The sequence below is a fragment of the Haloferula rosea genome, from assembly GCF_016595525.1.
GTDB classification, from domain to species: domain Bacteria; phylum Verrucomicrobiota; class Verrucomicrobiia; order Verrucomicrobiales; family Akkermansiaceae; genus Haloferula; species Haloferula rosea.
Genome location: NZ_JAENII010000014.1, coordinates 70,012 through 86,434 on the forward strand (window position 1 = coordinate 70,012; position 16,423 = coordinate 86,434).

The 16,423-nt window shown below is 62.1% G+C and carries 21 protein-coding genes; 12 read left to right on the forward strand and 9 right to left on the reverse strand.

Annotated elements, in window-relative coordinates:
• Positions 1–13 precede the first annotated feature (13 nt).
• Positions 14–553 (reverse strand): thioredoxin family protein, encoded by a 540-nt coding sequence (locus JIN81_RS15940; protein ID WP_200282154.1) that lies wholly within the window; start codon positions 551–553, stop codon positions 14–16.
• Positions 554–742: 189 nt separating this feature from the next.
• Positions 743–991, reverse strand: coding sequence for an RNA-binding protein (locus JIN81_RS15945; RefSeq protein WP_325100899.1), 249 nt, complete (start codon positions 989–991; stop codon positions 743–745).
• A gap of 64 nt (positions 992–1,055) precedes the next feature.
• Here JIN81_RS15945 and JIN81_RS15950 point away from each other — a divergent pair, with 64 nt between their 5' ends.
• From JIN81_RS15950 to JIN81_RS15965, 4 genes are read left to right on the forward strand one after another with little or no spacing between them, the layout of a single operon-like run.
• Positions 1,056–1,658 (forward strand): flavin reductase family protein, encoded by a 603-nt coding sequence (locus tag JIN81_RS15950; RefSeq protein WP_200282158.1) that lies wholly within the window; start codon positions 1,056–1,058, stop codon positions 1,656–1,658.
• Positions 1,659–1,664: 6 nt separating this feature from the next.
• Positions 1,665–2,699, forward strand: a complete 1,035-nt coding sequence (locus tag JIN81_RS15955; protein WP_234045078.1) for a tRNA dihydrouridine synthase — start codon at positions 1,665–1,667, stop codon at positions 2,697–2,699.
• A gap of 36 nt (positions 2,700–2,735) precedes the next feature.
• On the forward strand, positions 2,736–3,497 hold the full coding sequence (locus JIN81_RS15960) for an ABC transporter ATP-binding protein (RefSeq protein ID WP_200282161.1): 762 nt from the start codon (positions 2,736–2,738) through the stop codon (positions 3,495–3,497).
• A gap of 59 nt (positions 3,498–3,556) precedes the next feature.
• Positions 3,557–4,555 (forward strand): MlaD family protein, encoded by a 999-nt coding sequence (locus JIN81_RS15965; RefSeq protein ID WP_200282164.1) that lies wholly within the window; start codon positions 3,557–3,559, stop codon positions 4,553–4,555.
• 25 nt (positions 4,556–4,580) lie between these two features.
• Here JIN81_RS15965 and JIN81_RS15970 read toward each other — a convergent pair whose 3' ends face one another.
• The 3 genes from JIN81_RS15970 to JIN81_RS15980 form a co-directional block, all read right to left on the reverse strand.
• Entirely contained in the window at positions 4,581–4,826 is a 246-nt protein-coding gene (locus tag JIN81_RS15970) for a CDGSH iron-sulfur domain-containing protein (protein WP_200282180.1), read from the reverse strand.
• 57 nt (positions 4,827–4,883) lie between these two features.
• The gene (locus tag JIN81_RS15975; RefSeq protein WP_200282183.1) at positions 4,884–5,084 is read right to left on the reverse strand and encodes a hypothetical protein; all 201 of its coding nucleotides are present in this window, start codon (positions 5,082–5,084) and stop codon (positions 4,884–4,886) included.
• 129 nt (positions 5,085–5,213) lie between these two features.
• Positions 5,214–6,644, reverse strand: a complete 1,431-nt coding sequence (locus JIN81_RS15980; protein ID WP_325100900.1) for a glycoside hydrolase family 10-like protein — start codon at positions 6,642–6,644, stop codon at positions 5,214–5,216.
• Positions 6,645–6,764: 120 nt separating this feature from the next.
• On the opposite strand from JIN81_RS15980, the gene JIN81_RS15985 reads away from it, so the two are divergent.
• The 4 genes from JIN81_RS15985 to JIN81_RS16000 all read left to right on the forward strand — a co-directional run bounded on the left by JIN81_RS15985 (position 6,765) and on the right by JIN81_RS16000 (position 9,048).
• Positions 6,765–7,514 carry an inositol monophosphatase family protein gene (locus tag JIN81_RS15985; protein ID WP_200282186.1) on the forward strand — a complete coding sequence of 250 codons (750 nt, stop codon included), beginning with the start codon at positions 6,765–6,767 and terminating at the stop codon, positions 7,512–7,514.
• 18 nt (positions 7,515–7,532) lie between these two features.
• On the forward strand, positions 7,533–8,198 hold the full coding sequence (locus JIN81_RS15990) for a phytanoyl-CoA dioxygenase family protein (protein WP_200282189.1): 666 nt from the start codon (positions 7,533–7,535) through the stop codon (positions 8,196–8,198).
• Positions 8,199–8,266: 68 nt separating this feature from the next.
• Positions 8,267–8,737, forward strand: coding sequence for a 2-C-methyl-D-erythritol 2,4-cyclodiphosphate synthase (gene ispF / locus JIN81_RS15995; protein ID WP_200282192.1), 471 nt, complete (start codon positions 8,267–8,269; stop codon positions 8,735–8,737).
• Positions 8,738–8,760: 23 nt separating this feature from the next.
• A complete protein-coding gene (locus JIN81_RS16000) occupies positions 8,761–9,048 on the forward strand; it encodes a hypothetical protein (RefSeq protein WP_200282195.1) in 288 nt (95 codons plus the stop codon).
• A gap of 6 nt (positions 9,049–9,054) precedes the next feature.
• On the opposite strand, the gene JIN81_RS16005 is transcribed toward JIN81_RS16000, so the two are convergent.
• Together JIN81_RS16005 and JIN81_RS16010 are read right to left on the reverse strand one after the other, a co-directional pair.
• Entirely contained in the window at positions 9,055–10,299 is a 1,245-nt protein-coding gene (locus JIN81_RS16005; RefSeq protein WP_234045081.1) for an OprO/OprP family phosphate-selective porin, read from the reverse strand.
• Between the two features lie 43 nt (positions 10,300–10,342).
• Positions 10,343–11,152: an HAD family hydrolase gene (locus tag JIN81_RS16010; protein ID WP_200282201.1), complete on the reverse strand. Its 810-nt coding sequence runs from the start codon at positions 11,150–11,152 to the stop codon at positions 10,343–10,345.
• Between the two features lie 39 nt (positions 11,153–11,191).
• On the opposite strand from JIN81_RS16010, the gene JIN81_RS16015 reads away from it, so the two are divergent.
• The 3 genes from JIN81_RS16015 (at position 11,192) to JIN81_RS16025 (ending at position 12,944) form a co-directional block, all read left to right on the forward strand.
• Positions 11,192–12,091 carry an ADP-ribosylglycohydrolase family protein gene (locus JIN81_RS16015; RefSeq protein ID WP_200282204.1) on the forward strand — a complete coding sequence of 300 codons (900 nt, stop codon included), beginning with the start codon at positions 11,192–11,194 and terminating at the stop codon, positions 12,089–12,091.
• 42 nt (positions 12,092–12,133) lie between these two features.
• Entirely contained in the window at positions 12,134–12,298 is a 165-nt protein-coding gene (locus JIN81_RS16020) for a hypothetical protein (protein WP_200282206.1), read from the forward strand.
• 76 nt (positions 12,299–12,374) lie between these two features.
• Entirely contained in the window at positions 12,375–12,944 is a 570-nt protein-coding gene (locus JIN81_RS16025) for a hypothetical protein (protein WP_200282208.1), read from the forward strand.
• Between the two features lie 2 nt (positions 12,945–12,946).
• On the opposite strand, the gene JIN81_RS16030 is transcribed toward JIN81_RS16025, so the two are convergent.
• Both JIN81_RS16030 and JIN81_RS16035 read right to left on the reverse strand, forming a co-directional pair.
• Positions 12,947–14,524 (reverse strand): aldehyde dehydrogenase (NADP(+)), encoded by a 1,578-nt coding sequence (locus JIN81_RS16030; RefSeq protein ID WP_200282210.1) that lies wholly within the window; start codon positions 14,522–14,524, stop codon positions 12,947–12,949.
• A gap of 101 nt (positions 14,525–14,625) precedes the next feature.
• A complete protein-coding gene (locus JIN81_RS16035; RefSeq protein WP_200282212.1) occupies positions 14,626–15,570 on the reverse strand; it encodes a proline racemase family protein in 945 nt (314 codons plus the stop codon).
• Positions 15,571–15,659: 89 nt separating this feature from the next.
• Between JIN81_RS16035 and JIN81_RS16040 the strand changes: the two genes are divergently transcribed.
• Positions 15,660–16,418, forward strand: coding sequence for an AraC family transcriptional regulator (locus tag JIN81_RS16040; RefSeq protein WP_200282214.1), 759 nt, complete (start codon positions 15,660–15,662; stop codon positions 16,416–16,418).
• The last annotated feature ends 5 nt before the right edge of the window (positions 16,419–16,423 follow it).

The window sequence follows — 16,423 nt, forward strand, 5'->3', positions numbered from 1 at the left end:
AATCTTGAGGAGTTCAGCGACCTGACGAGATCGGGGTCATCCCCTCCACCTCCGGCAGCCAGCCCGGTCCCGTCCGCATGATGAGACCCTTCAAATGACGTTCGATCTCGGACTGGACCACCTTCCGGTCCGTCTCGCCTACCAGCTCACCGAGCTTCTTGCCGCCAGCGTAGAATCCGACAAAGCCCTTGGACTCTTCCTTGGGATCCGCTCCCATCTGCGCGGCCAGCTCGGGATTCGCATCTCCATCCACCTCGGCAAAGAGCACCTGATCGCTGTAAACATCCCGCTTCTTGAGTTCCTCAAAGAACGCCTCGAGGCTCTTCGACTCCTCCGACCGCTTCTTCTTCAAATTCACCACCACCAGAACATCCTCCGCCGCGATCGCCGCCGCGAAGTTCTTCACCGTCAACTTCTTCAGCTCCTTGGCCTGCTCGACAGCCGCCACCTCCTCTTGAGGCATTCCCTTGATGAAACCCCATGCTGCCGCGCCCACAACCAGCGCCAAAATCACCAGACGCTTGGCCCACCAGCCACCAGATCCTCGACTCATGGCGGCTTTACTATCAGGAATTCCGAAACTTTAAAGACCGGAATCCAGCAGAGAATGGAGCGCAAGTCCCCGCCAACAAATCACGCGACCTCCGGGAAGGAGTCAGGGTCGCTGCTCTAGCCCCGATGGCTGGAGCCACCGTGACGAGCGCATGCAAACCATGCGCGTGCTTTCAGAGATGAATCAAGCTCAGCGGCTGTCCGCCGTCGCCTTGATATCACTCAACGCAGCAATGAAGTCGCCGAGGATGTCCGCCGGCACCATGATGGTGTCCCGGTTTCCTCCGACGTCTTCGGTGATTTTCACCACCATACCCCGCTGGTTTTCCTTCAGATCGAGAAAGAATGTCTTCCGATCTGCCAGGATCTTCTCCGTGTGCAGCAAGTCGTTATTATGCACCATGCCTCCTTTCCATAGAAATGATGTCGTAGCTTTCACCAGACATATTGAATGTCAAGCAAGCTCTCTTGCGCGACGCCCGCCCCGCCCCCATCCTCACCTCATGGAACTCGATCTCTTAGGAGCGCACGCCGACCGGGCCTACCCCGTTCTTTCCAGCCTGATCACCCCGCGCCCCATCGCATGGGTCAGCACGGCGGAAGAAGACGGAGCCGTCAATCTCGCACCCTTCTCGTACTTCAATGTCTTCGGGTCCCGCCCACCGCTGGTCATCTTTGCGCCGGGGAACCACCCCGATGGAAGGGAGAAGGACACTGCCCGGAATGCCCAGCGAACCGGTGAGTTCGTCGTCAACCTCGTCTCTCCGGAGCTGACGAACGCCATGGTTCGCACTGCGGCATCACTCCCGCCGGGAGAAAGCGAAGCCGACCGGGAACAACTCGAAACCCTCCCCTCGTCCACGATTGCCCCGCCCCGTCTGGCCAAGGCACCGGCCGCCCTGGAGTGCAAGGTCCACTCGATCCAACGGATCGGACAGAACCGCATTGTGCTCGGCATCGTCCACCGCGTGCATGTGCAGGATGAGTTGATCGATGCCGACACCCTGAGGATCCGACAGGAGATGCACACCCCGCCAGGACGCATGGGTTCGCCGGACTGGTACTGCCACACAGACAAGCTGTTTGAGCTTCCCCGACCGGAATAGCGTCCATTGATCGACCTCCTTCCAACCGACCGACCGGCGCTCTTCCTCGCGCCGATGCAGGATGTCACCAACCTCTCGTTCCTCGAGGTCCTCCACCGCTATGGCGACGCGGACATTTATGTGACCGAGTATTTCCGCGTCCACAGCGACTCACGACCAGACCCCTGGATCCTGCGGTCGATTGATGAGAACCCGACCGGCAGGCCGATCTTCGCGCAAATGATCGGTCAGGATATCGACGCCCTGATCCGCACTGCCGGCGAGCTGGCCGTGCACCCGATCGCCGGCATCGACCTCAATCTCGGCTGCCCCGCGCCGGTCGTGTGCCGCAAGGAAGCAGGCGGCGGCCTGCTGCGGAACCTCCCGAAGGTGGATCGTATTCTCGGCTCCCTGCGCGATGCCATTCCCGGGCGATTCACCGTGAAAACCCGCGTGGGATACCACTCGCACGAGGAATTCGATGAACTCCTCGCATTATTCGCACGCCACGCCATCGATGCGCTCGCCATTCACGGGAGGACGGTTGTCGAACGCTACCAGACACCGGTTCACACCGACTGTGTCCGTCAGGCCGTCGAGACGCTGAAGTGCCCCGTGATCGCCAACGGCAACGTCGTCGACGTGGAAACCGGCCGCGCCTACCATGCCCGGACCGGCTGCGCGGGCCTGATGATCGGACGGGGAGCAATCCGCAATCCGTGGCTGTTCGAACAACTGCGCTCCGCCTTCCTGGGCAAGCCACCCCATCCACCGACGGGCCGAGAGCTGTTGGGCTACATCGATTCGCTCTACCAGACCATCGCTTCCCATACACCCCACTTTGATCCCAAGCTCCATGTCCAGCAGATGAAGAAGACGATGGTCTTCGTGACCCAGGGTCATGATCCGGATTTCGAGTTCCAGCTCAGGCGATGCAAGAGCCAGGAGGAGTTTTACGACATCTGCCGTACTTTCCTTGATCACAACGATCCGGTCCCCTCGCTGCCGTCCGAAAATTCGAGGCTGTTCTGCGGATTCTCCGAGCTCACCCGTCAGACCTGACTTTCCACGCGACCCATCCCCCGTCACACTCCAGCCATGTCCGAGCCCTTCATCCGCGTTCGTGAGCTGCACCAGCGCTTCGGGGACAATCACGTCCTGAAGGGACTGAACCTCGATATCCACCGTGGTGAGACGCTCGTGCTCCTCGGGGGATCCGGCGCGGGCAAGTCAGTGCTTCTCAAGCACTTGCCGGGGCTGATGTGCCCGGCGGAAGGGACCGTGACCGTGGATGGCACCGAGATTTCCTGCCTGAACGAGCGGGAACTCGGACCAATCCGGAGAAAGGTCGGCATCATGTTCCAAGGCGGCGCCCTGTTCGATTTCATGAGCGTCGGGGACAATGTGGCCTTTCCCCTGCGGGAATCCGGAGTGACAGATGAAGAGGAAATCGGGAAGCGGGTGACCGCCGCGCTCGCCATCGTGAAGCTCGATGGGCAGGAGTCGAAGATGCCCGCCGACCTATCCGGCGGCATGAGGAAGCGCGTCGCACTCGCACGCGCCGTCGTCGATCGCCCCGCTTGTGTCCTCTACGACGAACCTCACGCGGGGCTGGACCCGGTGACCGCGGATACCATCGACCACATGATCAAGTGTCTTCAGGAAGACCACGGAATGACCAACGTGGTGGTGACCCACGAAATGCGTTCCGTCTTCCACATCGCCGACCGGGTGATCTTCCTCAAGGACGGGAAGATCCACTGGGAGGGCACCGCCAAGGAGCTCCGCGACACCTCGGACCCGGAACTCCGGGCCTTCGTCAATGGCGACTCGGGAATCCCATGGAAGACCCCAGGTTGATGGCCCCGCGAGCTTTCGCCCTTTGATTTCACGGGATTTCCCGCTAACCGTAACTCAGCATGAGCGAGTCTCCCCGCAAAACCGAAGCCATGGTCGGGCTGTTCATTTTTGTCGGCCTCGCCCTGCTCGGTATCCTCATCGTCCAATTCGGTCGCTTCGGAGATCGTTTCATCGGAAAATACGCGGTGACCGTGGTCTTCGACGATGCTGCCGGCTTGATCCGGGGTTCCGAAGTGCGGATGGGAGGGGCGAAGATCGGCAAGGTGGCCACCCATCCGGCCCTGAATGAAAATGTGAAAGTCGAGGTGCAGGTCGACATCGATGAACGCATCCGCATCCCGGAAGGGTCCGCCTTCCAGATCTCTTCAGCGTCCATCCTTGGCGACAAGCTCATCGTCATCACCCCGCCGGCCACGTCGACCGGTGAATTCATCGAAGCCGGCACGACCATTGCCGGTGCGGGACCCTCCGGTCTCGATGCCCTCCAGAACAACGCCGAAGCCGTTTCCCGGGACGCCCGTCAGTTGCTCGTGGATGCCGCCAAGACCATGAAGCAGATCGACGGCGCGATCGGAGACATCCGCACCGCCACCGGCGAGCTGACGACCACCCTTCAGAAGGTGAACGAGGGCATTCTCACCGAGGAAAACATGGGGCGGATCGAAACGACTCTCGCCAATCTCGAACAGGCGAGCGCGGGGCTCGACCCAACGCTTGCCGATGCCCGACAGGCCATTCAAAGCATCGAATCCGCTGCTGCGGAAGCCCGCACCACCTTCGCGGAAGCCACGGTCCGGATCGAGGAGCTTGAGCCAGCCTTGAAAGAGATTCCCTCCGCCGTCTCCTCGCTGTCCCGAGCTGCAGACAAGGCAGCCGAAACCCTCGACCACGTCGAGGGAGGCAAGGGACTACTCGGGACGCTTGCGTACGATGAGGAAGTTTCGGATGACGCCAAAACCTTCATCCGCAACCTGAAGCAGCAGGGAATCCTCCGCTACCGCGACAAGGAGACCCCCGAGGATGATCCACGGACGCGCTTCAAGAGCCGCCGTCGCTGATCCCCCAGCCGGATAACCCGGCGATTCACCCCTGCAGCGCCTTGTGGCTGCCATCGCACAGCGGAGGGTTCCCCGTCTGCTTGCACTGGCAGAAATGAAGCGTCTTCTTCTCGTCGACTTCGATCATGACCGGTTGAAGACCCGTCCCCTTGTGGCTGCCATCGCAAAAGGGCTGACTCGATGAACGTCCGCAGGAACACCAGAAATGCTTTCCGGGCTCCACTTCGACCGCCATCGGCTTGGTATCACAAACAATCGGTTCTTCTGCCATGGAAGCACCATGGACCAATGGCGGGATTCCGCCAATGCTGAATCAACTGGAGAATCCTCAGTCCATCACGATCGCAGACTCAGCCGCAATCTCTTCAGGAATGACCTCAACCTCAGCCACATCCGACTCCACAGAGGCAGTCAACGGGCCACGGCCGAGTTCCGGGTAGCTCTCGCGCGGAACCTCGCGCACGAAGGTGAGCCCCAACCACCCCGCGAAAACCGCGGCCGAACCAGAAACAAAGATACGAACTTTCATCACATTCTCGGGATGCTTCCGTGAATGGAAGTTCCTCAGGGTGGGACGCGCGGAGTCAAACCCGACCCACTAACCGAAGTAAAGCATTATCCGGACCAAGCAAATCATGCACAGTCAGTGACTTGCGCGTCAGCGGGCCAGAACGACCGGCCCACTCAGGTTGCCGAAGCGGTCGGCGGCGCTGACCGACACCGCGTCCGGCATCCCCTTGCTTCCCGCCTTGATGAGGGCATCGCTGCCACCTCCCGGAAGCACGCGCAGCATGTGCCACTTGCTGCCGAAGCGCCCCATCACCGCAATGACCGAGGTGTGCGCATCCCCCTTTCTCCAGCGAATTCTCAGGTCCCGACCCTCCCCGTTGACTTCCACCGACGGCCGCGCAACCTCACGTTTTCCCATCCACGGCATCGGTGGCACCAGGGCAGGTTCGGAGTAGGCGCTCTTGGCCAATGCGGTCGATATTCCGCCACGATTCTGCCGGAGCCCGGAAATGCTCCAGTGGATGTGCCCCACCCAGTTTCGGTCCACCGTGCGGGACAATCCGACCTGCTTGAGAATCTCGCTGGCTGGCCGGCCCGGGTCTTCGCTGCTGTCGATCCTTGAGGTGGCGATGCCGGGCCAAACCGGCCGGCTGCCTTGATCTCGCCACCATTCCAGCAGCGCGGAAAAACTCTGCTTCCGGGGTTGGTCGCGCCAGTAAAGCTGGGGAGCGAGGTAGTCCACCCAGCCCTTGGCCAGCCACTTGCGGGCATCCGCGCCGAGGTCGTCGTAGGCATCCAGACCGGCTTCAATCCCCGCAGGCACGCCCGGCCTCCAGATCCCGAACGGAGAAATCCCGACCCGCACCCACGGCTTGGTCGCCTTCACCTGCTTGTAGAGACCCTCGACGAAGCCATCGACAACCTCCCGCCGCTGGGCCGGGCTACGGCCGTCCTTGAAGCTCAGTCCCGGTTTGGGATAGGGATAAAAATAGTCGTCCAGATGCACCCCGTCCACGTTGTAGCGGCGGACCACATCGAGGATCGCCCCCATCGCCCGCTCACGGGTCTCCCGGTGAGCCGGATCACACCACACCAAGCTCCCATAGCGTTTCGTGATGTGCGGCGCGGCACGACAGACGTGATTGGCACTCGTCCCATGCTCCACGTTCGAGAGGGCCCGGAAAGGGTTGAACCATGCGTGGACCTCGATCCCGCGGCGGTGGGCTTCATCGATGCAGAATTTCAGCGGGTCGTAGCCGGGTGACTTGCCCATGGTCCCGGTCAGCCACGGACTCCATGGCTCCCGCGAGGAGGCATAGACGGCGTCGCAGTGGGGACGCACCTGGAAAATCATCGCGTTCATGTTGAGCGATGCCATCCGGTCCAACAGCGAGCGCAGTTCTGCCTGCTGGGCGCCCGCGCTGAGTCCCTTTCGGCTCGGCCAATCGATATTGTGAACCACCGCCACCCAGGCACCGCGGAACTCCCGCGCCGGCATCGGGGGACGCTCCCTCGCCGGCTTGAATGACTGCCCGAAGGCGACCGGGATCATGAGCAGCAGAAACAGCAAAATCTTCACGCCCGCACGCTGGAGCCTGTCATCGACTCACGCAAGTTCATCCCACATCGTCCCGGCAGCGGTCCTGTGGGCTTGCCAGCCCCAGACGGACCCGCCTGACTGGCCCCAGCTTTCCCTATCATGACTGATCTCGAACTCACCATCCAGGCCGCCCACGAAGCCGGACAACTCCTGAAGGCCAACTTCGGATCCGAAGCCGTGGTCGACGAAGCCCTTCACCACGACATCAAGCTCGCTCTCGACAAGGAGTCGCAGAACCTGATCGAAGGCATCCTTCTCGGAGCACGCCCCGATGACGCCTTCTACGGGGAGGAAGGAATCGGAGGAAATCAGGAATCCAACCGTCAATGGATCGTCGATCCGATCGACGGCACCGTAAACTTCTTCTACGGCATCCCCCACTTCTGCATCTCCATTGCCCTCCGGATCGACGATGAAGTCGTCCTCGGCGTGATCCACGATCCCATTGTCGGGGAAACCTGGACGGTCGAGAAGGGTGGCACACCGATGCTCGACGGAAAGCCCATCTCGTGCAGCAAGCGCGACCAGCTCGAGGAGTGCGCGCTGTTCATCGGCTGCGGCAAGGACGAGGAAGCCCTGAAGATCGGGCTCGAGCGCTTTCGCAAGGCATCACTCCGGGCACGGAAGATGCGCATGATGGGCTCCGCCGCACTCGGCCTCGCCTACATCGCCACCGGCCGACTCGATGCCTACATCGAATCTCGTATTTCCCTCTGGGACATCGCCGCGGGCAAGCTTCTCGTCGAGGCCGGCGGCGGCAAGGTCGACCTCGAACCCTCCGAGGGAAATGCCGATACCTGGGCCATCGTCGCCACCAACGGACGGATCCCGATCGAGGAGATCCTCTGAGTTGCCCGCCCTCATTTCATGACCCCTCCGGAGGAAATCCAGCACGACCCGGGATTCCGCATCCACCGCGGCGTCCTCTCAGCCGGAGAAGTCGAGGCACTCCGGATCGAGTGCGACCAGCTCGCCGCGCAGGCGGGAAGCGCGTGTGTCCGCCACATTCGGAAGAAGTCGGAACGCCTGCATGCTCTGGCCCACCACGAGCGACTGCTTTCGCTCCTCCCCTCCGGGTTTCACGTCGTGCGCAGCATCCTCTTCGACAAGACCCCGGAAGAGAACTGGCCGGTTGCCTGGCATCAGGACCTCACCATCACCGTGACCCGACAGCAGGATGTCCCGGGCTACGGGCCGTGGTCCGTGAAGGATGGCACCGTCCATGTGCAACCACCCGAAGAGCTCCTCCGCCACATGAGGACATTGCGGATCCACCTCGACGACACTCCGGCCGGCAATGGAGCACTCCGGGTCGTTCCCCGGTCCCACCTGGTGGGGCGGACAAGCCGCGAGGCAATCCCCGCACCGGAACACGTGTGCGAATGTGAGCCAGGCGACATCCTCGAGATGTCCCCACTCATCCTTCATGCCTCGAGTCGCTCGACGGCTCCCTCCCGTCGACGGATCATCCATTTCGAATACGCCGCTCCGGGCATCCTCCATCCCTCCCTCGAGTGGGACGAGTCCGCCTGATCCGCGCCGATGCCACCCCCCAGGTTTCCGGGGTGGACCTCTGATGCCCGATCCTCCAGTCTCCCGCCGTGATTGGTTTTGGATATGACGTGCACCGCTTTGCCGAGGGACGTCCGTTGATTCTGGGTGGGGTGGAAATTCCTCACTCCCACGGACTGGACGGGCATTCGGATGCCGATGTGCTGGCCCATGCCGTGGCGGATGCCGTGCTCGGAACTCTCGGCCTGCCGGACATCGGCCACTGGTTCCCGCCCGGCGACCCGAGCTGCAAGGACATCAACTCGCTTAAAATCCTCGAGAAGGCCGCCGAGCTGATCCGGGAGAAAGGATACGAACTCGTGAACATCGATTCCACCCTCGTCGCCGAGGCTCCCAAAGTGCTGCCTCACCGCGAAGCCATGCAGCAGAACATCGGCAAGGCACTTGGCCTTGCCCCGGAACGCATCGGCATCAAGGCAACCACCAACGAGTTGATGGGATTCGTCGGACGCAAGGAAGGCATCGCCGCCATGGCCGTCGCCTTGGTCAAGGAAGCCTGAATTGGCTTCTTCTCGCGGCCCGGATGAGCTACACCACCGGCGTGGCTCCCCCGAAACCCGACCGCCCTTTCCTCGCCAGCTGGCTGCGCCGCACGCGCAAGCAACTGGCTCCGAGCGGTCGGCTCACCGAGCTTTCCATGCTCCTCGCCCAGCGCGAAGGCCACACGAGGGAATACTGGGCGAAGTGGCTCAGACAGGTGCTGGACAACGAACTCGCGCCATCGCTCGACGAATTGACCACGATCGACGCGCTTCTGGCCAAGCCCAAAAGCTCGAACCCTGTACGCGAGGAAGCCCTGCTCCCGTTCTAGTCGGGCTCAGAACATCAGGCGGGTCGAAAACCAGCCGGTCAGACCCGCGTACACCTTCGTATCCCGCGAAGTGAGGCGCTCCCACTCAAGACCGGCGAGGATGGACATCCGCTTCGGACAGACCCACCACACCAGACCACCGTAGATCGAGTGGTGGAAATCACCCCGCCCGTTGGCGAGGCTGGGAATGCCCTCGTTGGCAGGCAGCCCCGCTTCACGCGCATAGCGGGAAGTCAGGCGCACCCCTCGCGGCCCCTCGGATCCCATGATCGTATAGCGCGCCACTGCCTGCAAACGATCCGGAACGATGTCGTATTCCGGTGTGATCGACGCTCCATAGAAGGCACCGCCGGTCGTCACCGAGGGCCCTTCGTTTTCACCGATCGCCCCACTGATCCTCAGCATCCAGGGACCCTTTTTGAATTTCACCCAAGGGGTGAAGACCCATTTCCAAGGTGCATAAACCTCATCTCCCCGGCCCACATCCTGGATCCCGCCGCCAAGCGACAAGGCCGCCTCATCAAGGTTCCACGCCTCGGCGAAATCATGCTTCCATGCTCCCACCACCAAGGTGCCATCCGCCCAATTCCCGAACTCCTCCGAGGCATCGGTCGTATACAGCCCGATCGAGAAGGAGTCCTTTCCACGGCTCCCCTGCATCCACGCCCCGGTCGTGCCCGTCCCGGCACGGAAGGGCACCAGTTGGGCCGCAAACGACGACCTCTCGACCGTGAGGATCGCATTGATCGAAGTATCCATCTCCTCGTTGAGTTCCTTCAGCTTCCGCTTGCCGTAGCTGACCGTCCACGAGTCGAGGAAATCCGTCCCGGTGATCTTCTTCAGATCCAGATCAGCCCATGCGAGGAACAGACCGAAGTAATCGAATTCCACCCCACCCCCGCTTCTCCCCTCATCGCGGACCATGTTGATATGGGTCAGGAAACTCAATGCATCGAAGACCTGGGCCTTGGCCGTGATCCGGGCCCGACGCCAATCGGCACCACGTCCATACCAGAAATCCTGCCCCCCCGCCTCACCGTCGACGAAAGCCGAGTGGAAGTGCGCATAGGCCCCGATCTGGAATCGCTGCACGGTCGCCGCGTCCGGATTGTCGACCAGCACCCCGACATCCGCCGGAATCGTCAGACACCAGTCGCCCCCTTGGTTCTCTTTTGGCGGAACCACCTCCTCGGCCCGGGCTGGAAGAGAAAGAAGAACCAAGCCAAGCGAAAGGACGCGATGAAGTTTCACAAGGGCCAACTACCCCCGGAGCCCGCACAGTGGAAGCGCAAGGTCAGATCGCGGCAGTGAATCGCAAGATCTGCCCAAGCTTGTCCGCCTTTCCTTTCCACGGTACCTGCGGTCTGAGAATCTCCCAGCCCTTCTCTTCGCCGATCTCCGTGAGCCGGGGCGATGGGTTCACCAGAGTCCCCTGCTCACAGCAGCGCATCATCGGCAAATCCGCCGTGCTGTCCGTGTAGCCGTGACTCCGCGGCCAAACTCCATTCGGTGGGGCTCCGAGCAAGCGACTCAGCCTGACCACCTTCTCCTCACCCTTGTGATTCCGCAGATCCGGAAACAAGGGCATCGTATCACCAAACTCGACCTCGGTCCCCAGAGCGATATCGAAGCCCAACACCCTCCCGACTTCGCGGATGTACAAATCCGGACTCGCCGATGCCAACACGGTCAATTCGCCCGCCTCCTGATGCCGCTTCAAGCGATCTAACAACCCGGGGTAGCACATGCCGACCAACCTCTGCTCCACGAACTCGCGCGCCCACACCTCGATCTGCGATCGGTGCGCCTTCCACAAGTAGCTCAGGAATACCCGCTTCAGGCCCTCGTCCCCGAGGATCTTGTAGCAAGGTGCGAAGGCTGCGAAGAGCGGAAGGAAGCTGCGCCGGATCGGCTCCTGCCGGATCACGAAATCCGAGAACAGCACCTGGGTGTCCCAGGGCACCAGCGTCCCATCGAAATCAAACAGGGCCAGTCCACGACCCAACTTCTCCTGATGCTCCTGCGTCACCGCCTCAGCGTTCCAGCCCCGTGCCGGATGGTCAACCGAGTAGCCAGCGAACTCGACATCCCCCCGGATTTCCATTGGCGATCCCCCGGCTCATGAAAGAGGGTTGAAGCACTCATGACCTCACGCGACCTGATTCTTCCCGCCCTCATTGGTGATGCCCTCTCGCTGGGGCCTCATTGGATCTATGATGCCTCGAAGATCGAGCAACTCTATCCCGGAGGCATCCTCGACTACGACGACCCGAAATCATCGTACCACCCGGAAAAGAAGGCCGGTGACCAAACCCACTACGGAGATCAGGCACTCGCCCTCCTCGACTCGCTCACAGCCCACCCCGGGAACTGGGACCAGAGCGCATGGCGCAGCGACTGGGCCGACTGGGCACGACAGACCACCGCCTACAAGGACGGAGCCACCACCCGGACCCTCGAGAACATCGAAGCGGGTCTCACGACTCCGTCCGACTCCAACGACCTTGCCGGAGCGTCCCGATTCATCGGTCTGTTTGCCCGCTTCACCGGAGACGCCCTGATCGAGGCCGCACGAGCCCAGACCGCCCTCACCCACGGTGACCCTCAAGTCATTGACTCCGCCGAGTTTTTTGCCCGCGCCGCCACCGCACTCCTCGCAGGAGCGGGGCTTGGTGAGGCTCTCGACGAAGCCGCCGCCCACCCCTACGACAGCCTCCCCGCGATCGACTGGCTGAATGCCGGACGTGCCGCCAGCGAGGGGGACCTCGACCAGGAAGCCGGCAAGCTCGGCCTCACCTGCCACGCTCCGGATGCCGTCCCGCTCACCTTGGCCCTCGCCCTCAAGTTCGAGGACGACCCCGTCGCCGGACTTTCCAGGAATGCCATGCTGGGAGGCGACTCCGCAGCGCGCGGACTCCTGCTTGGCCTGCTTCTGGGGGCACGCCACGGGCTCGGGGCCTTTCCGCAGCAGTGGACCGAGCAACTCGCCGCCGCCGGGCGCATCCAATCCCTGCTCCGCGATGCCGATGATCGATTGGCGTAGGAGATCCTTGCTGAATCGACAGCCGATTTGCCAGTTTCACCCATGAGAATTTCATTCCGACTCACGTCCATCCTCATCCTCGCGAGCTCGCTGCTCTCCAGCTGCCTGGTCAAACGCACGGTTACCACCGGCGGCCAAGAGGTTGAGAGTGGCTACGCGATCAAGCGCCCGATCAAGGAGGCCATCGACAATTCCAAGAAGCGCTGAAGAACCAAACTGCCGCCTCCATGTAACCTTGCCGGTCACCAAAGGCGTAAAGAGCAGTAGAGCCATCCAAACCACCATGAAAACCATCCTCCTCACTCTCCTCCTCGCCCTTCCGTTTGCAGCCGCCCAGGACAAGAAGGACCCCTTCGAAGCGGGCATCCGTGAAACGTGGGAACTCTACAAGCAGGGCAAGGAAGCCGAAGTCACCGAGAAACTTCGCGAGCTACTCAAGATGATGGAGGAGAAGAGCACCGAGAAGGTGGTCGAAGTCCTGCCCGACCAGATCGACTACTGGAAAGGTGGCGAACTGACGCGCGAGGACCTCGCCGTCATGGGCGGCGGCACGTCGCTCTCCCGCGTCTATGCCACCGGCAAGCGCAAGGTCGAGATCAAGGTCATCAAGGACTCCCCACTGATGCAGAAGCTCGCCCCCCTCATCGCCAATCCCCAGCTGCTCGCCCTCGGCAACCGGGAAACCCACAAGATTTCCGGCAAGACCGCGGTGATGGATGGAGACAAAAAACTCCAGATGATCCTCAGCGACCGGATCTATCTGGAAGCCAATGCCATCGGCGAGGCGACCGAGAAGGATCTCGTCGCCATCGTCCGGGAACTGGACCTGAAGGCCCTGTCGAAGATCGACTGATTTCAGCGGGCGAACTCGCCGTCCACCATGCGCTGGATTCCCAGCGGATTGCCGTCGCGCAGCTCCTCGGGGAGCGCCGCCGCGGGGAATCCCTGCCAGGCCACAGGCCGGCAGAACCGATGGATCGCCATGGTTCCGACGGAAGTACTACGCCCATCCGAAGTCGACGGGAACGGCCCTCCGTGAACCATCGACGGGCACACCTCGACACCGGTCGGGAAGCCGTTGAAGATCAGGCGTCCGGCCCGACGTTCCAACGCCCCGATCAGGCCGGGACGCTCGGCGATTTCCTCTTCGGTCCCATGCACGGTGGCCGTCAGCTGACCTTCCAACTCCGGAATGGTCGCCTCGATCTCATCCATTGACCCACGAACGATCAGGGTGCCGGGACCGAACATCTCCCCATGCAACCGGGCTTCCTCGAGGAAGCGTCGGACATTGACTGAGAAGACCACCGGAACCGCCCGCTCCTCGACCTGCTTGGTGAACGCGTGCGCGACGGTTTCCACCCCCTCGGTCTCGCCGAAGGATTCCGTCGCGTCCTTGAAAGCCTGGCAAATTCCCGAATTCAGCATCACCGCGGACGGTGCGACTTCGATCAACTCCTTCAACTTCGCCAGGAAGGCCTCACCATGCCCGTCGGGCAGGAAAACCAAACCGGGATTCGTGCAGAATTGTCCTGCTCCCAGAGTCAGGGATCCGAACAAGCCCTCCGCCAGTGCCTCGCCACGAGCATCGACCGCCTTCGGCATGAGCACGACGGGATTCACCGAGCTCATCTCCGCGTAAACCGGGATCGGTTGCGGCCGATTGGCCGCGGCATCCATCAAGGCGAGCCCCCCACTTCGGGAGCCCGTGAATCCCACCGCCTGCACCACCGGGTGCTTGACCAGCGACATCCCCACGTCGCGACCCGAGCCGTAGAGCAGCGAGAAGACGCCCTCGGGCATGTCGGTGGCCTGGGCAGCACGAACCACGCAGTCTCCCACGATTTCAGCGATGCCCGGATGCGACGAGTGAGCCTTCACCAGCACCGGACATCCCGCTGCCAGAGCCGCAGCCGTATCCCCGCCCGCCACGGAGAAGGCCAAGGGAAAGTTGCTGGCGCAGAACACCGCTACCGGCCCCAGCGGGCGCTGCATGGATCGCAAGTCGGGCTTCGGCAACGGAGCGCGGTCCGGCTGGGCATGCTCGATGCGTGCGTCCACCCACGATCCCTCTTCGATCAAATCGGCGAACATCCTCAGCTGGCCGGTCGTCCGAGCCGTCTCGCCCCTCATGCGGGCTTCAGGGAGACCGGTTTCCAACGGTCCCCGCTCGGCAATCTGATCCACCGCCGATTCGATCTCAGCCGCGATCGCCCGCAGGAAGCCCGCCCTCTTTTTACCCGACATGGATGAGAACACCGGGAAGGCTCGCTCGGCGAGAAGAACGGCCTGCTCGACCTCCGACTCGCTGGGAGCATGGAACTCAGGATCGAGTTTCTGACCGCTGGCTGGATTCACGGCGGAACTGGTGGACCCACCGCCCCCGCTTCGTGAATAGCCGATGATGGATTTGCCTTGGATGGTGTAGCTCATGAGATTGGGAGAATTGGTGGTTTCAGTTTGAGAAAAGAACGAATCTGGATGGTTTGCACCCGAAAAATGTGTCGGCCTCGCGACCGGGATGCCGATGGGCTTCAGATACTAGGAATCCCGTATCGAAAGGGATCGTCGTCATGGAATTCATAGGCCGACTCACCGGTCACCCAGGCGCGCCCACTGACCAGAGGCAGGACCTTCCCCTCGCCGAGGTCCCGCACCCGCCCCTCGAAGACGGTATCGAGGATGCCTGCCTGTCTCCACAAGTCACCCGCCGACAGTTTCCCGTCCGCATGAAGGCAAGCCAGCTTGGCGCTCGTCCCGGTCCCACACGGAGACCGGTCATAGGCACTGCCCGGACACAGCACGAAATTCCGGCTATCCGAGGTCGCCTGATCCGTCGGCGGCCCGAACACCTCGATGTGATCGATCTCCCCGCCATCCGCACCGCGGATCTCCGCCGCCTCCAGTGCCGCCCGCACCGAGCGCCCGAAACGGGTCAGCTCCTCAAGATTTTCCGGAACCACCGACGGCCCCTGCCCATCGATCAGGAAAAACCAGTTCCCGCCCCACGCGATGTCCCCCGTGACCTCGCCCCAGCCATCGACGTGAATGGCAACGGATGCCTCCGCCCGATAGCTCGGCACATTTTCAACCGTCACCCGCCCGCCTTCACCGACTTCCGCCGTGACGACCCCCACCGGCGTCTCGATCCCGTGCGTCCCGGCGCCGATTCGGCCCATGTGCACCAGCGTCGCGACCAGGCCGATCGTTCCGTGAATGCACATGTTCAGCGTGCCCACGTTATTGAAGAAAATCACGCCGCACTCACACGACTCCAGGTCCGACTCACAAAGCAACGCCCCGACCATGGCGTCATGACCCCGGGGCTCGTTGCACACCGAGCTGCGTACCCAGTCATACTCTTTCCGGAATCTCACGGCTCGCTCCGCGACCGTTCCCGGGCCGAGATCAATCGGACCCTCAACCACGACTCGGGTGGGCTCTCCTTCGGTATGGGAATCGATCACTGCTAGCTTCATGCGACTCCCATGAAGATAACCTTCACGGTCTTGGGGAAATCGCTAGCGGCAGCCGCCGAATCTGTCTAGGAACGTGAAGTCAACGCGCCATGCAACTTCACCAAGCCGCTGCCCTGTTCCGCAAACAATTCGGTGAGTCAATCGACGGCCTCCTGCCGATTGCCGACCTGTTTGATAACGTCCCGGACATCCTCGTCTTCGTGAAAGACCGCAGTTTCCGCTACGTCGCCGTCAGTGCGAGCTTCGCCTCACGCTGTGGTCTGGCCGACAAGCTTTCCGCCATCGGCCACACCGCCCGCGAGCTCTACCCCGAGCCCCTCGCCGAGGCATTCATCGAGCAGGACCGGGAAATCCTCCTCACCGGTGTGGGTTTCCACGACCGCCTCGAACTCCACCTGTATCCCGGTGGGCGCAGCGGCTGGTGCGTCACATGCAAGGAGCCCATCCGCGGAAAGGACGGGACCGTGATCGGCATCTGCGGCATGTCCCGGGATCTCCACGCCGTCAGCGACAAGGACAAGAACTACGAGGCACTGTCGAAAACCGTCGACTACATCCACCGTCACTTCGACGAACCCCTGCGACTTCCCCAGCTTGCCGAAATGGCTGGCCTTTCGGTCTATCAGTTCGACCAGCGCATTCGCGCCCTTTTCCACGTCACCGCCGGGCAGTATCTGGTCAAGGTGCGCATCGATTCCGCCTGCGAACTGCTCGCCAGCACAAAAGATGCCATTGCCCAGATCGCCTTGAGCTGCGGCTACTCCGATCAATCGGCGTTTTCCAGGCAGTTCAAGCAGGCCGTCGGCGTCAGCCCGCTGGCCTACCGGAAGAAGATGGAAGCCAGCTGAGAAGC